Here is a 14,967-nt window from a genome sequence, read left to right as displayed (position 1 = left end):
GATGATTGCCCGCAGTTCACCGTGGTGGAGACTCCATGACAGAGGCAGCGCAGCGCCACGTCGCCGGCGTGGACGAGGTCGGGCGCGGGCCGCTGGCCGGGCCGGTGGTCGCGGCGGCCGTGATTCTGCCGCAGGACTACGCCTGTCCCGGCCTGACCGACTCCAAAAAGCTGAGTGCCCGGCGCCGGGAGGCGCTGGACGTACAGATCCGCGCGGACGCGCTGGCGTGGTCGCTGGGGCGGGCCGAGGCCGCGGAGATCGACACACTGAATATCCACCGCGCCACTCTGCTGGCGATGCAGCGAGCCGTGGCCGGTCTGGCCCTGGCACCCGCGCACCTGCTGGTCGACGGGCGCTTTACCCCCGAGGGGCCCTGGACGGCCGAGGCCATCGTCGGCGGGGACGGTTCGGTGGCGGCCATCAGTGCAGCCTCGATCATCGCGAAGGTGGCCCGCGACGGCTGGTTGCGTGAACTCCACGGCGACTACCCCGAGTACGGCTTTGACCGGCACTCGGGCTATCCGACGGTGGCCCATCGCGAGGCCCTGGAGCGCCTGGGTCCGTGTCCCCAGCACCGGCGCAGCTTCGGGCCCGTAGCGCGTGCCATCGCCGCGCGGGAGCAGGAGGCCGGGGCATGAGCGAAGCCCATCCCGGCTTCGTGCACCTGCGGGTGCATTCGGAGTACTCTCTGGTCGACGGCCTGGTGCGGCTGAAGCCGCTGGTGAAGGCCGTCGTCGATGGCGGCATGCCGGCCGTCGCGGTCACCGATCATTGCAACCTGTTCGGGCTGGTGAAGTTCTACCGCGCCGCGATCGCACAGGGCGTGCAGCCGATTATCGGGGCGGACGTGCTGGTACGCGATGCGCGCGCCGACGGCAGCCTGGCACGGATGACGCTGCTGGCGCAGAACGATCCCGGCTACCGCAACCTGACGCGGCTGATCTCGCGGGCCTGGCAGGAAGGCCAGGAGAAGGGGATCCCGCGGGTGGACTGTGCCTGGCTGGACGCGGCGGCCGAGGGCCTGATCGCGCTGTCGGGGGGCATCGACGGGTTGTTCGTGAACGGTTCAGGGACCGCCCGCGCCCTGCTGGCCGAGGATCTGGAACCCTGGATGCGGCGCTTCCCGGGGCGATTCTATTTCGAGCTGGTGCGCTCGGACCGGCCGGGCGAGGAGGCCTGGATCGAGCAGGCCCTGGCCGCGGCCGAGGCCTTCGACCTGCCGGTGGTGGCGACCAACGATGTCCGCTTCCTGCGTCCGGAAGATTTCGAGGCCCACGAGGCCCGGGTCTGCATTCACGACGGCGTGACCCTCGATGATCCGCGGCGGCCGCGGCGCTATTCGGAGGCGCAGTACCTGCGTTCGCCGGAGGAGATGGCGGAGCGGTTCGCGGATATTCCCGAGGCCCTGGCCAACAGCGTCGCGATCGCGCGGCGCTGTTCGGTCAGTCTGACCCTGGGCGAATCGGTGCTGCCGGACTTCCCGGTGCCCGAGGGGTACACGGTGGAGGATCACCTGCGCGAGACCTCGGCGAAGGGTCTGGCCGCCCGCCTGGAGCGCTTCTGCTTTGCGCCGCAGGAGGACTACGAGGCGCGGCTGCAGCGGGAACTGGACGTGATCTGCCAGATGGGGTTCCCCGGGTACTTCCTGATCGTGGCGGATTTCATCCAGTGGGCCAAGGACAACGGCATCCCCGTGGGCCCGGGGCGTGGCTCGGGCGCCGGCTCGCTGGTGGCCTATGCGCTGGGTATTACCGACCTGGATCCATTGCGTTACGAGCTTCTCTTCGAGCGGTTTCTGAATCCCGAACGCGTCTCCATGCCCGACTTCGATGTCGATTTCTGCATGGAGAAGCGCGACGACGTGATCGACTACGTCGCCGAACGCTACGGTCGCGACAAGGTGTCGCAGATCATCACCCACGGGACCATGGCCGCGAAGGCCGTGGTGCGCGATGTCGGGCGCGTGCTGGGCCATGGCTATGGCTTCGTCGACCGGATCGCCAAGCTGATCCCGTTCGAACTGGGCATGACCCTGCAAAAGGCCCTGACCGAGAGCGAGGACCTGAAGGCGCTGTACGACGAGGACGAGGAGGTCCGCGCGATCATCGACCTCGCGCAGAAGCTCGAGGGCCTGACCCGCAACGCCGGCAAGCATGCGGGCGGGGTGGTGATCGCACCCTCCGCGCTCACCGATTTTTCGCCGCTGTACTGCGAAGACGATGGCGGATCGCTGGTGACCCACTTCGACAAGGACGATGTCGAGGCGGTCGGCCTGGTCAAGTTCGACTTCCTCGGCCTGCGCACGCTCACCATCATCGACTGGGCGGTCGAGAACGTCCGCAAGATGGATGCCGAGGAGCGGGTCGACCTGGACGCGATCCCGCTGGATGATCCGGACACCTTCCGCCTGCTGAAGGATTACCAGACCACCGCGGTGTTCCAGCTGGAATCCGGCGGGATGAAGGATCTGATCAAGCGTCTGCAGCCCGACAGCTTCGAGGAGATCATCGCGCTGGTGGCGCTCTACCGGCCGGGGCCGCTGCAGTCGGGCATGGTGGACGACTTCATCGACCGCAAGCACGGTCGTGCCCAGGTCGAGTACCCGCATCCGGATCTGGAACCGATCCTGAAGCCGACCTACGGCGTCATCCTGTACCAGGAGCAGGTGATGCAGATTGCCCAGGTGCTGGGCAACTACACCCTGGGTGGCGCGGACCTGCTGCGGCGCGCGATGGGCAAGAAAAAGCCCGAGGAGATGGCCAAGCAGCGCGAGATCTTCCTCGAGGGCGCACTCGGACGCGGGGTCGACGAAGGGGTCGCGACCTATATCTTCGATCTGATGGAGAAGTTCGCGGGCTACGGCTTCAACAAGTCGCACTCGGCGGCGTATGCCCTGGTCGCCTACCAGACGGCGTGGCTCAAGGCGCATTATCCGGCGCCCTTCATGGCGGCGGTGCTGTCCGCGGACATGGACAACACCGACAAGGTCGTCGGGCTGATCGAGGAATGCCGCAACATGGGGCTGGAAGTCCTGCCGCCGGACGTGAACCAGTCCGACTACCGCTTTACCTGTCGCGACGCGCAGACCGTCGTCTACGGCCTGGGGGCGATCAAGGGTGTGGGCGAGTCCGCGATTGATACGCTGCTGAAGGCGCGCGGGCAGGGCGGCGACTTCCACGGGCTGGTGGACCTGTGTCAGCGGGTGGATCTAGGCAAGCTGAACAAGCGCGCGCTGGAGACGCTGGTGCGTGCCGGGGCCATGGACGGTCTGGGCGCGAATCGCGCGACGCTGCTGAACGATATCCCCATGGCCGTGGCGGCCGCGGAGCAAACGGAGCGCAACGCCAGCCTGGGGGTAGTCGACCTGTTCGGCGACCCGGCCGCGGCCGTTATCCCGGAGAGCGCCACCCTCGAGGAGATGGACGATGACGAACGCCTGCGGGGCGAGAAGGACACCCTGGGGCTCTATCTGACCGGCCACCCGGTGGAGCGCTATCGGGCGGAGCTGCTGCGCCTGACCGGGACCACCCTGCAGGCCCTGGAGGCCAAACTGGAGGATCGCCCCGACGAGACGCAGGGCCAGAAATGGCGCGGTAAGCAGGAGACCGTGCGCATCGCGGGCCTGATTGTCGGCGTGCGCGTGCGCAACACGCAGAGCGGGCGCATGGGGATCGTTACCCTGGATGACCGCAGCGGGCGGGCCGAGGTGGTGCTGTTCAACGACGACTTCACCCAGTACAAGGACCGCCTGGAACCGGACGCGCTGCTGGTCGCGGAAGGCACCGTCACGCTGGACGACTATGCCGGGGGTACCCGCATGCGGGCGCGGGCCGTCTACAGCCTGGACGAGGCGCGCGCGCAGTGGGCGCGGGCGCTGCACCTGTGCCTGGAGGGCGTGGTGCCGGAACAGGTCGCCCACCTGCGAGGGCTGATGGAGGCGCATCGCGAGGGGCCCTGCCGTGTGCACATGTGCTACCGCCGGGATGGGCTGGAGGCCGATATCAGCCTGCCGGAGGGCTGGACGATCCGGCCGGACGAACGCCTGTTGCGCGGCATCCAGCAGTCGCTGGGGCCGGACTGCGAGGCGCAGGTGCTGTACGGTCGATAGACCGCTGCGCATCGGCACGGGGAGCGGCGCGCGCCGCGATTGGTTACAATTCGCGTCTTTCGCTGGCCTCCACCAACAAGCCTTCGGGACTCTGCATGAATCCGGACTTTCTCGACTTCGAACAGCCCATTGCCGAACTGGAGGCGAAGATCGGCGATTTGCGCTATGTCGGCGACGACGCCGAGGTCAACATCCAGGAAGAGATCCAGCGCCTGGAGGACAAGTGCCGGTCGCTGACCGAGAGCATCTTCGCCAAGCTCACGCCGTGGCAGGTCGCGCAGATGTCGCGGCATCCGCGGCGTCCCTACACGCTGGACTACATCCCCGATCTGTTCGACGAGTTCGAGGAGCTGCACGGGGACCGCGCATTTGGCGACGACCCGGCGATCGTGGGCGGGGTGGCGCGTCTGGATGGCCGCCCGGTGATGCTCATCGGACATCAGAAGGGGCGCCAGACGCGGGACAAGGTGTACCGCAACTTCGGCATGCCGCGGCCGGAGGGGTATCGCAAGGCCCTGCGTCTGATGGAGATGGCGGAGCGCTTCCGCATGCCGGTGCTGACCTTCATCGATACCCCCGGCGCCTATCCGGGCGTCGGTGCGGAAGAGCGCGGGCAGAGCGAGGCCATCGCGCGCAACCTGCGGGTGATGGCGCGCCTGGATACACCCATCATCGCCACGGTGATCGGCGAGGGTGGATCCGGCGGGGCGCTGGCCATCGGCGTCGGGGACGCCACGCTGATGCTGCAGTATTCGACGTATTCGGTCATCTCGCCCGAGGGCTGTGCCTCCATCCTCTGGAAGAGCGCGGAGAAGGCCTCGGAAGCGGCCGAGGCGCTGGGAATCACCTCCGAGCGCCTGAAGGAGCTGGGGCTGGTGGACCGGATCGTGCCGGAACCTCTGGGCGGTGCCCATCGCGACCCGGAGGCGATGTCGACGCGCCTGCGTACCGCGCTCCTGGAGACCCTGGACGGCCTCGAGGGACTGGATCCGGGCAAGCGTCTCGAGCGGCGCTATCGTCGCCTGATGGACTACGGTGCCTTCCAAGAAGCCGCTTCCTGAGCGGGGCGCCCCGGCGCCCGATCCCGTAGCCACCGCGCTGCGGGCATTTCTCGAACCCCCTCCTGCCCGTCGGCGGGTGCGCATTGCCTTCAGTGGCGGCCTGGACTCCACCGTCCTGCTGCACGCGGCGGTGCGTCTGGGCATTCCCGGTCTCGAGGCCATGCACGTGGACCACGGTCTGCGGGCCGACTCCGGGCGCCAGGCCGAGCATTGCCGTGCGGTGGCCAGGGCGCTGAACTGCCCGTTCCGGACCTGCAGGCTGGAACCCCTTGATCCGCGCCCGTCGGGGCTGGAGGCCGCCGCGCGCGAGGCGCGCTACGTGGCATTGCGCGGCGGGCTCGAGGAAACGGATATCCTCCTCGCCGCGCAGCATGCGGACGATCAGGCCGAGACCTTCCTGCTAGCGGCCCTGCGCGGCAGTGGACCCGACGGGTTGCGGGGGATGCGCCCACTGCGACGGGAAGGGGCCACCTGGCTGGGCCGGCCGCTGCTGGACCTTCCCCGGGAGGCGCTGGTCGACTATGCCCGGCGCGAGGGTCTCGACTGGTACGACGATCCGAGCAATCGCGATGCGCGCTTTGATCGCAATTTCCTGCGCCAGTCGGTCCTGCCGCTGTTGCGCGAACGCTTCGGGAGTGTGACCGGCCTGGCGCGGGCCGCCGGCTGGCAGCGGGAGGTCGCCGGTCAGCTGCGCACGCATTTCGCCGATCACATGGAGGCGGCATGGGACCCGGAGTCCGGTGGCCTGGACCTCGCGCACGTGCGCAGGCTGGATCGCGCGGCCGCCCGCGGGCTGGTGCGGCACTGGCTGCAGGCGCAGGGGCTGCGGCCGCCGGGTCACGCGCGCCTGGGGGAATTCCTGCGTCAGGTGGTGGCGGACAATCCCGACGCCAGCCCGCGGGTGGAATGGGAAGAAGGCTGGATGCGCCGCTACCGCGATCAGTTATGGGCCGGGCCGCGGCAGGAGGGGCGCGAAGGGCAGAAGCCTCCGCCTGATCAGGACTGGCCCGCGGATCAGCCGGAACTGCGGCTCGCGGACGGGCGGCGCCTGACGCGTTCGGGCCTGCGGGAGCTCGGCGTCGCGCCCGATGCCCCCCTGACCGTTAGCTATCGCCGTGGGGGCGAGCGGGTCGCGACGCCGGCCGGCCACCGCCCGCTGAAGAAGCTGATGCAGGAGCGCGGGATCCCGCCCTGGGCGCGTCAGCGGATTCCGTTGTTGCGTCAGGCGGATGGCGTAATTGTCGCAGTCCTCTGGCCGGACCGAGCTAACGCGCGGAGTTGACGGAGCCGGCCGAATCGGACAATTCTTGGGCCGTCTTCATGGGTTTCGGGTGAGCGGCACGTGACAGGTTTCGCGGCACAGTGCGGGCGACGTACGGGCACGGCCTTGCTGGCGGCCGCGGCGTTTCTGGCGGCGCCGCTGGCAGCCGACACGTTAACGCTGACCACCGAGAGCTATCCCCCCTTCAATTTCGAGACCGAATCCGGGGAGCTGGACGGGATCTCCATCCGCGTGATGGATCAGCTCCTGGAGGCCGCCGGAGTGGACGCGGAGATCCGGCTGCTGCCCTGGAGCCGCGCCTATGCCGAGGCCCAGTCGGTCCCCGGTACCTGCGTGTTCTCGACAACGCGCACGCAGGAGCGCGAGGACCTTTTTACCTGGGTCGGGCCTCTGGTCGAGAACCAGTGGCATGCATTCGTGCTGGAGGGATCGGACGTGAATGCATCGTCCCTGGACGAACTGGAGCGTTACCGCGTGGGCGGCTATCGCGACGATGCCGTGGCCCTGCATGTCGAACGTCAGGGGATTCCGGTGGATACCGCCCCCAATGATCGGCTGAACGCGCGCAAGCTGGCGGCCAACCGGATCGATGTCTGGGTGAGCGGTGAGCACCTGGCGCCGTGGTACGCGCGTCTGGAAGGGATTGGGGAACTCGAATCCCTGTTCGCGTTCAACGATACGGTGATGTCGCTCGCCTGCCACCCGGAGACCGAGCGCGGGCCGCTGGACCGCATGCAGGAAGAGCTGGATGCGATGCGTGCCGACGGACGCTACGCGGCGATCGTCGAGGCCGTACTGAACAGCAATGGAGAGCGAGATGAGTGAGGCAGCCGAGGCGCAGGCGGCGTCATCGACCCTGATTGCCGAAGAGGTGCTGGGGTTTCAGCGCAACATGACCCGGCGCGGCATCATCTTTTCGTTCACCGGTTACATCTCCGAGGGCATCCTGAAGGCCCTGGGGGATGCGCTGCGCCAGAAAATCCGGCTCGAATCCACCGACACGAAGACCGTGAACCGGGTCTTTTCGGTCTTTGTCGAGCAGGTGCAGAACATCATCCGGTATTCGGCCGAACGCATCGAGCACGATGACGAGCCCCCCGTCGAGCTGAGCTCCGGGATGATCACGGTCGGCTCGGAGAACGGCCGCTTCTTCGTCATCTGCGGCAATGTCATCGGGCGCAAGGACGCCGACACCCTGGCGGCGCGCCTGCGCGAACTGGCGGCGATGGACAGCGACGAGCTGCGCCGCTTCTACAAGGAAAAACTGCGCGAGCCGCCGGACGAGGGCAGCAAGGGCGGCAGTATCGGCCTGATCGAGATCGCACGGCGGGCGAGCGAACCGATCCAGTTCGATTTTCAGCATATTTCCGATGCCCAATCCTATTTTGTCCTGAAGGCCTACATCTGATGGCAGTCGTCGAGACCATTGAACACGAGGCAACCGACCGGACCCCCGCGGTGCAGTTCGATTTCGCGGCCGGGCAGTACCGACTGTCGGGGGAGTCGTATCCGGAAGATGCGGCGAACTTCTACGGCCCCCTGACCCAGGGGCTGCGCCAGGCAATCGAGGACGGCGCCAGCGACGAGGTGGAATTCACGGTGGAAATGATCTATTTCAATTCGTCCACCGCGAAGGCCCTGATGAACATGTTCCAGATCCTGGAAGACGGGGCGGAGGCCGGGCTGAAGGTCCGTATCAACTGGTGCTATCACGAGGATGACGAAACCATGGAGGAGTTCGGCGAGGATTTCTCCGAGGACTTCGAGCACGCCGACTACCGCATGTGTCCGCTGACATGACCGCCCCCTCTCGTGACGACTCCATGAAACCCTCCAGCCGGCCCCGCGACGGGCAGGAGATGGACGAGGGCCTGGCCGACTTTTCCCTGTTCGAGCAGGAAAAGGCCATCATGGAGCGCTCCGAGCAGATGCTGGAGGCGCTGGACGCGGTGGCCGACGGGGTGAAGGTGCTCGCCAAGGCCTATTCCGAGAGCTACCGCGCGCAGCGGCGCATGATGCGCATGAGCGATCGCATGCAGGCGGATCTCCAGGATGCCAACCGGCAACTGCGCGAACAGGCCGAACACCTGGCCCAGCTCAACAATGCCCTGTCCGACGAGGTCCGCGAACGCGAGCGCCTGACGGCCGAGCTGGAGCGCCTGGCGCTGGAGGACGCCCTGACCGGCCTGTTTTCGCGCCGCCGTGTGATCGACTGTGTCGAGGGCATGGCCGACAGCGTGGGAGACGCGTCGCACTCGCTCGCGGTGATGATGCTGGATCTCGACGACTTCAAGACCCTCAACGATACCCATGGCCATGCCGCCGGGGACTTCGCGCTGGAAAGCTTCGCCGAGATCCTGCGCGGCGAACTGGGGGCGGAACAATACGCGGGGCGCATGGGCGGGGAGGAATTCCTCGTCGTGGCCGCGGACCTGGACGTCGAGGCCGCCCTGGCCCTGGCCGAACGGATCCGCTCGGCGGTGGAGAACGCCCGCCTGCACTGGAAGGACGAGCCGCTGTCCCTGGCGGTGTCTATCGGGCTGGTGGTGACCACGAATCCCTGGCCGGATGCCGGTGAACTGGTCGCGCTCGCCGACGACCTGCTTTATCGCGCCAAGAACGAGGGGCGCAACCGTGTCATCGTGCAGACGCACGGCGACCACGGATGATGCCGGAGACCCGGCGCCGCAACCGGAGCCTCGTTGCCAAGCTGGCGGTCGCCACGCTGCTGGCCGCGCTTGCGCTCAGCCTCCTCAGTAGCGCCTACGTCATTGCCTCCGACTGGAATGCCTTCCGGGCCGAGACCCAGGCCCAGGTCGATCGTCTGCAGCGTCTGGTCGAGCCGCCCGCGGCGGAGGCCGCCTTTCAGTTGAGCGCCGATCAGGCCGACTCGCTGGTCCAGGGCCTGCTCGTCTTCGACGAGATCCGGCGGGTGGAGATCCTCGACGATTTTGGCAATACTCTGGCCGAGGACGAACGGGCGGCGGAGGCCGCGTCCGGGGACTGGGCGCAGTGGCTTTTTGGCGACCTGCGGGCACACGAGCTTGAACTAACGCATCCGGGAACCCGGGGCAACGTTCAGGGCGTGGGGCAGCTGCGCATGGAGCTGGACCCCGGTGTCCTGGGGCGGATCTTCGTGGCGCGCCTGCAGACCGGGGTCGTGACCAGCGTGACCCAGGCCGTGATCGTCTCGCTGGTCGTCGTGGTGCTGTTCTACTTCCTCATGCTGCGTCCGATGCTGAAGATCTCCCGCGCCGTGGCGGATACTGATCCGGACCAGCCAGCCCATTGGCCCATGCCCCGCCTGGGGCATCACGAGAATGACGAGCTGGGGGCCCTGGGGCGCTCGCTGGACCGCTTGCTGCGCGCCTTCCAGGAGGGGCTGGATGCGCGCGACGGGGCCCGCGGAGAGCTGAAGGCGCTGAACGCCGATCTGGAGCGCCGTGTGGAGGAGCGAACCCGGCAGCTGGAAGACGAAAAGGCCGAGACCGAACGGGCGATGGCCCAGGTGGACGAGGCCAACCGGGAACTGGAGCGCAGTAACCGCCTGGTGGTGGAGAGCATTCGCTATGCCCGGCGCATCCAGACCGCGATGCTGCCGGACAAGCACGCCCTGGACGGACATCTGGACGAGGTGCAGATCTACTGGGAGCCGCTGCACCTGGTCGGCGGGGACTATTTCTGGGTCGAGGCCATCGACGGCCACAGCATCCTGGTGGTGGCGGACTGTACCGGGCATGGCGTCCCGGGGGCGTTCATCACGCTGGTGGTGGCGTCGGCGCTGGACCGCATCCTGCACGAACACCGTCTGCTGGAACCCTCCGCGATCCTGCGCGAGATGGACCGGCTGGTGCGTTCACGGCTGCGTCAGGACGGTCAGGATTCGGATTCGGATGACGGGCTTGAGGCCGCGGTATGCGTCTATCGGCCGGAAGACCGGATGCTGGCCTTCGCCGGGGTCGGGCTGCCCCTGATGATCGAACGCGGTGGCGAGATCGAGGAAATCCGCGGCGTGCGCGGGGGGCTCGGCTACCGCAGCCTGGAGCCCGCGCAGCCGGTCGACCACGAGGTGCCGGTGGAGCCGGGAACCGAATTCTTCCTGATCACCGACGGTGCGCATGATCATGTCGGTGGCGAGCCGCCACGCTTGTTCGGGCGCCGTCGGCTGCGCCAGGTCCTGGCCGAGAAGAGTGGCCGCGATTTGTCCGCCAAGATCGACGCTGTCGTGCGTGTACTGGAGGATTATCGCGACGGAGAACCCCGGCGCGACGACATGACCCTGGTGGCCTTCCGCCCGCTGGCACGGGGTTCCCGAAACGAGGTGTTGCCCCCGCCTTCCGATTGAGCAGGGGCGGGTGCTCTGGTACTCTTTCAGGCGTTTTCCGCCCACCCCGCGTGCCAGGTTCGCGCCGGGACGGGGCGCTTGTCAGCTCCCAGCCAGGTTTCCCGCATGACGCGTTTTGTTTTCATCACCGGAGGCGTGGTCTCGTCTCTGGGCAAAGGTATTGCATCCGCCTCGCTGGGGGCGATCCTCGAGGCCCGCGGGCTCAAGGTGACCCTGCTCAAGCTGGATCCGTATATCAACGTCGATCCAGGCACCATGAGCCCGTTTCAGCACGGCGAGGTCTTCGTCACCGACGACGGCGCCGAGACCGACCTGGACCTGGGGCATTACGAGCGCTTCGTGCGCATCCGTACCTCGCGGCGCAACAACTTCACCACCGGCCAGATCTACGAGAACGTGATCCGCAAGGAACGCCGCGGGGACTACCTCGGTGGCACCGTGCAGGTGATCCCGCATATCACCGACGAGATCAAGCGCTCGATCCACGAAGGGGCGGGCGATGCCGACATCGCGCTGATCGAGATTGGCGGCACCGTGGGCGACATCGAGTCCCTGCCGTTTCTCGAGGCGATCCGCCAGATGGGCGTGGAACTCGGCCACGAGAATGCCCTGTTCATGCACCTGACGCTGGTCCCGTATATCGAGGCCGCGGGCGAGATCAAGACCAAGCCAACCCAGCACTCGGTCAAGGAACTGCGTTCCATCGGGATCCAGCCGGATATCCTGCTGTGCCGCTCGACCCAGGCAATCCCGGACGGCGAGCGGCGCAAGATCGCGCTGTTCACCAACGTCGAGGAGAAGGCGGTCATCTCGGCGGTGGACGTGGACAACATCTACAAGATCCCGCTCTGGCTGCATTCGCAGAAGCTCGACGAGATCGTGCTGCGCAAGCTGCATATCGAGGCGCCGCAGGCGGACCTCTCGGACTGGAAACACGTGGTCAATGCCATGGAGTTCCCGGAGTCGGAGATCACCGTCGGCATGATCGGCAAGTACGTGGACCTGACCGAATCCTACAAGTCCGTGAACGAGGCCCTGACCCATGCCGGGGTACAGGTCGGCACCCGCGTCCGGATCCGCTATCTCGACTCGGAGAAACTGGAAGGCGCCGAGAACGAGGCCGCACGGGAACTCGAGGGCCTGGATGCCATCCTGGTGCCGGGCGGCTTCGGCGAGCGCGGCGTGGAGGGCAAGATCGCCGCGGTGCGCTACGCACGCGAACACGACGTGCCCTATCTCGGGATCTGCCTCGGCATGCAGGTCGCGGTGATCGAGTTCGCGCGCGATGTCGCGGGCCTGGAAGGCGCGCACAGCACCGAATTCGCGCCCGATACCCCGCATCCGGTGATCGCGCTCATTACCGAGTGGCAGGATCAGGAAGGCCGTATCGAGCGGCGCGATGCCGACAGCGACCTGGGCGGCACCATGCGCCTGGGAGCCCAGAGTGCGCGGCTGTCGTCCGGTTCGCGCATTGCCGAGGCCTATGGTCGCGAAAAGGTGGAAGAACGCCACCGCCATCGCTTCGAGTTCAACAACGCCTACCGCGAACGGCTGGAGGCGGCCGGGCTGCGCATCTCGGGCGTGTCGGAATCCGGCGAACTGGTGGAGGCCGTGGAACTCCCGGGGCATCCGTGGTTTGTCGGCTGCCAGTTCCACCCGGAGTTCACCTCCACGCCGCGCGATGGCCACCCGCTGTTCACCGGTTTTGTGCGTGCCGCCCGGGACTACCAGGAAGCGCGCGAACCCGAAACCACCACGGCGCTGACGGAATAGGGCGCCGATACACGATTTTTCGCGGCCGTGCCCGGAGGGTGGCGGCCGCCGTACAGGACAGGACATGCAGCTTTGTGGTTTTGAAGTCGGCCTCGACCGGCCCTTTTTTCTGATTGCCGGACCCTGCGTCATCGAGTCCGAGGCCATGGCGCTGGAGACGGCCGGGGCCCTGAAGGCGATGGCGGATGACCTGGGCATCCCGTTCATCTACAAGTCGTCGTTCGACAAGGCCAACCGGTCGTCCACCCGGAGCTTCCGCGGCCTGGGCATGGCCGAGGGTCTGCGCATCCTCGACAAGGTGAAATCGGAGATCGGCGTGCCGGTACTGACTGACGTGCACGAGGACACGGCGCTGGACGAGGTCGCCAGCGTAGTGGATGTATTGCAGACGCCGGCGTTCCTCTGCCGTCAGACCAACTTCATCCAGAATGTGGCGCGCCAGGGGCGTCCGGTGAATATCAAGAAGGGCCAGTTCCTCGCACCCTGGGACATGGGCAATGTCGTCGACAAGGCGCGCGAGGCGGGCAATGACCAGATCATGGTCTGCGAGCGCGGGGTTTCGTTCGGCTACAACACCCTGATCTCCGACATGCGCGGCCTGGCCCAGATGCGCCAGACCGGCTGCCCGGTAGTCTTCGACGCGACCCATTCGGTGCAGCAGCCGGGTGGGCAGGGCGCGTCCTCCGGTGGCCAGCGCGAGTTCGTACCGGTGCTCGCGCGCTCCGCGGTGGCGGCCGGGGTCTCCGGGCTGTTCATGGAGACCCACCCGGATCCCGAGAGGGCCCTGTCGGATGGGCCCAATGCGTGGCCGCTGCCAAAGATGGCCGAGCTGCTGCAGACGCTGAAGGCGCTGGACGCCGCGACCAAGGCGCAGCCGTTCGCGGAGGCGGAATACGGCCTCGGCTGACCCCCGATTTTTCGATAATGCGTCCCGGGCGGCTCCGTCCGGGCGGGTACTTTTCAAGGAGAGAGCATGTCCCAGATTGCGGAGATTCACGCCCGCGAGATCATCGACTCCCGGGGCAACCCGACGGTCGAGGCCGATGTTGTCCTGGATTCCGGCGCCATGGGGCGCGCGGCGGTCCCGTCCGGTGCCTCCACGGGGGCCCGCGAGGCCCTGGAGCTGCGCGATGACGAGAAGCGCTACGGGGGCAAGGGCGTACTGAAGGCGGTGAGCCACGTGAACGGCGAGATCCGCGACGCGCTGCGCGGCATGGAGCTCGACCAGACCGCGGTGGATCGCCGCATGCTGGAACTGGACGGCACCGAGAACAAGTCGCGCCTGGGGGCGAACGCCCTGCTGGCCGTCTCCATGGCGACCTCGCATGCCCTCGCGGCCGATCGCGAGCAGCCGCTGTTCGAGACGCTGGGCGGGGAAGACGCCACGCTGCTGCCGGTGCCGATGATGAACATCATCAATGGCGGGGCCCACGCGGACAACAGCGTGGATATGCAGGAGTTCATGATCCTGCCGGTGGGCGCGGACTCGGTGCGCGAGGCGGTGCGCTACGGCGCCGAGGTCTTCCATGCGCTGAAGAAGGTCCTGGCCAAGCGCGGCCTGGCCACGGCGGTGGGCGACGAGGGTGGCTTCGCCCCCGATCTGCCGTCCAATTCCGCGGCGATCGAGGTGATCCTGGAGGCCATCCACAATGCCGGCTTCAAGGCGGGCGAGGACATCTGGATCGGCCTCGACTGCGCCAGCTCCGAGTTCTACCGCGACGGCCGCTACCACCTGGACTCCGAGGGCAAGGCCTTCTCGGCGGACGAATTCTCCGACTATCTCGCGCACTGGGTGGACCAGTACCCGATCCTGACCATCGAGGACGGGATGGCCGAGGATGACTGGGATGGCTGGAAGACCCTGACCGAGCGCCTGGGCAAGCGCGTGCAGCTGGTGGGCGACGACCTGTTCGTCACCAATACGCGCATCCTGCAGGAAGGCATCGACAAGGACATCGCGAACTCCATCCTGATCAAGCTCAACCAGATCGGCACCGTCACCGAGACGCTGGAAGCGATCGAACTGGCGCGCAAGGCCAACTACACAGCGGTGATCTCGCACCGCTCGGGCGAGACCGAGGACGTCACCATCGCGGACCTGGCGGTTGCCACGCGAGCCGGCCAGATCAAAACCGGTTCACTGTCGCGTTCCGACCGGGTGGCCAAGTACAACCAGCTGATCCGGATCGAGGAACACCTGGGGAGCCGGGCCAGCTACCCGGGTATGTCGGCGTTCACCTTCGGGCGCTGAGGCGGTTGCGGGGCGGCCGTGTCGAGGATGCAGTCCGCAGCCTGCGGCGCGGTTCCTGTCCCGGGGCGTCCGGGCCTCGTAGAATGCCGGGCATGCCGGCCACTCGTAAAAGCCCTCGTTCCGTTGTACCCGCGCTCGGCGCGGTGC

The 14,967-nt window shown here is 67.2% G+C and carries 12 protein-coding genes; all 12 read left to right on the top strand.

The window, feature by feature from the left end:
* Positions 1 to 35 precede the first annotated feature (35 nt).
* The 12 genes from rnhB (at position 36) to eno (ending at position 14,820) form a co-directional block, all read left to right on the top strand.
* Positions 36 to 638: a ribonuclease HII gene (gene rnhB, locus D105_RS0103145; RefSeq protein ID WP_018866980.1), complete on the top strand. Its 603-nt coding sequence runs from the start codon at positions 36 to 38 to the stop codon at positions 636 to 638.
* Complete coding sequence (gene dnaE, locus D105_RS0103140; protein ID WP_018877459.1) at positions 635 to 4,108, top strand: DNA polymerase III subunit alpha; 3,474 nt, start codon at positions 635 to 637, stop codon at positions 4,106 to 4,108. Before rnhB ends, dnaE begins: the two co-directional genes overlap by 4 nt.
* 95 nt (positions 4,109 to 4,203) lie before the next feature.
* On the top strand, positions 4,204 to 5,169 hold the full coding sequence (locus D105_RS0103135) for an acetyl-CoA carboxylase carboxyltransferase subunit alpha (protein ID WP_018866978.1): 966 nt from the start codon (positions 4,204 to 4,206) through the stop codon (positions 5,167 to 5,169).
* 76 nt (positions 5,170 to 5,245) lie between these two features.
* Complete coding sequence (gene tilS, locus D105_RS0103130) at positions 5,246 to 6,451, top strand: tRNA lysidine(34) synthetase TilS (protein WP_018877458.1); 1,206 nt, start codon at positions 5,246 to 5,248, stop codon at positions 6,449 to 6,451.
* A gap of 105 nt (positions 6,452 to 6,556) precedes the next feature.
* Positions 6,557 to 7,276: an ABC transporter substrate-binding protein gene (locus D105_RS0103125; RefSeq protein ID WP_018877457.1), complete on the top strand. Its 720-nt coding sequence runs from the start codon at positions 6,557 to 6,559 to the stop codon at positions 7,274 to 7,276.
* Positions 7,269 to 7,859 (top strand): SiaB family protein kinase, encoded by a 591-nt coding sequence (locus D105_RS0103120; protein ID WP_019583900.1) that lies wholly within the window; start codon positions 7,269 to 7,271, stop codon positions 7,857 to 7,859. Before D105_RS0103125 ends, D105_RS0103120 begins: the two co-directional genes overlap by 8 nt.
* Positions 7,859 to 8,251, top strand: a complete 393-nt coding sequence (locus D105_RS0103115; protein WP_018877456.1) for a DUF1987 domain-containing protein — start codon at positions 7,859 to 7,861, stop codon at positions 8,249 to 8,251. Before D105_RS0103120 ends, D105_RS0103115 begins: the two co-directional genes overlap by 1 nt.
* A gap of 59 nt (positions 8,252 to 8,310) precedes the next feature.
* Positions 8,311 to 9,120: a GGDEF domain-containing protein gene (locus D105_RS0103110; protein ID WP_018875549.1), complete on the top strand. Its 810-nt coding sequence runs from the start codon at positions 8,311 to 8,313 to the stop codon at positions 9,118 to 9,120.
* The gene (locus tag D105_RS0103105; protein WP_018877455.1) at positions 9,120 to 10,796 is read left to right on the top strand and encodes a SpoIIE family protein phosphatase; all 1,677 of its coding nucleotides are present in this window, start codon (positions 9,120 to 9,122) and stop codon (positions 10,794 to 10,796) included. The genes D105_RS0103110 and D105_RS0103105 overlap by 1 nt, the downstream gene beginning before the upstream one ends.
* A gap of 105 nt (positions 10,797 to 10,901) precedes the next feature.
* Entirely contained in the window at positions 10,902 to 12,569 is a 1,668-nt protein-coding gene (locus D105_RS0103100) for a CTP synthase (protein WP_018875547.1), read from the top strand.
* Positions 12,570 to 12,633: 64 nt separating this feature from the next.
* On the top strand, positions 12,634 to 13,476 hold the full coding sequence (gene kdsA / locus D105_RS0103095) for a 3-deoxy-8-phosphooctulonate synthase (protein WP_018875546.1): 843 nt from the start codon (positions 12,634 to 12,636) through the stop codon (positions 13,474 to 13,476).
* Positions 13,477 to 13,542: 66 nt separating this feature from the next.
* Positions 13,543 to 14,820 carry a phosphopyruvate hydratase gene (eno, locus tag D105_RS0103090; protein ID WP_018866969.1) on the top strand — a complete coding sequence of 426 codons (1,278 nt, stop codon included), beginning with the start codon at positions 13,543 to 13,545 and terminating at the stop codon, positions 14,818 to 14,820.
* Positions 14,821 to 14,967 lie beyond the last annotated feature (147 nt).

It is taken from the genome of Thioalkalivibrio sp. ALE28, assembly GCF_000377425.1.
Taxonomy (GTDB): domain Bacteria; phylum Pseudomonadota; class Gammaproteobacteria; order Ectothiorhodospirales; family Ectothiorhodospiraceae; genus Thioalkalivibrio.
Note: the sequence above shows the minus strand (reverse complement) of the source record. Positions and strands in the feature narration are given on the sequence as shown.

Coding starts and splice junctions, on each gene's coding strand:
- rnhB (WP_018866980.1), top strand. CDS start 36: ATGACAGAGGCAGCGCAGCGCCACGTCGCCGGCGTGGACGAGGTCGGG.
- dnaE (WP_018877459.1), top strand. CDS start 635: ATGAGCGAAGCCCATCCCGGCTTCGTGCACCTGCGGGTGCATTCGGAG.
- D105_RS0103135 (WP_018866978.1), top strand. CDS start 4,204: ATGAATCCGGACTTTCTCGACTTCGAACAGCCCATTGCCGAACTGGAG.
- D105_RS0103120 (WP_019583900.1), top strand. CDS start 7,269: ATGAGTGAGGCAGCCGAGGCGCAGGCGGCGTCATCGACCCTGATTGCC.
- D105_RS0103115 (WP_018877456.1), top strand. CDS start 7,859: ATGGCAGTCGTCGAGACCATTGAACACGAGGCAACCGACCGGACCCCC.
- D105_RS0103110 (WP_018875549.1), top strand. CDS start 8,311: ATGGACGAGGGCCTGGCCGACTTTTCCCTGTTCGAGCAGGAAAAGGCC.
- D105_RS0103105 (WP_018877455.1), top strand. CDS start 9,120: ATGCCGGAGACCCGGCGCCGCAACCGGAGCCTCGTTGCCAAGCTGGCG.
- D105_RS0103100 (WP_018875547.1), top strand. CDS start 10,902: ATGACGCGTTTTGTTTTCATCACCGGAGGCGTGGTCTCGTCTCTGGGC.
- kdsA (WP_018875546.1), top strand. CDS start 12,634: ATGCAGCTTTGTGGTTTTGAAGTCGGCCTCGACCGGCCCTTTTTTCTG.
- eno (WP_018866969.1), top strand. CDS start 13,543: ATGTCCCAGATTGCGGAGATTCACGCCCGCGAGATCATCGACTCCCGG.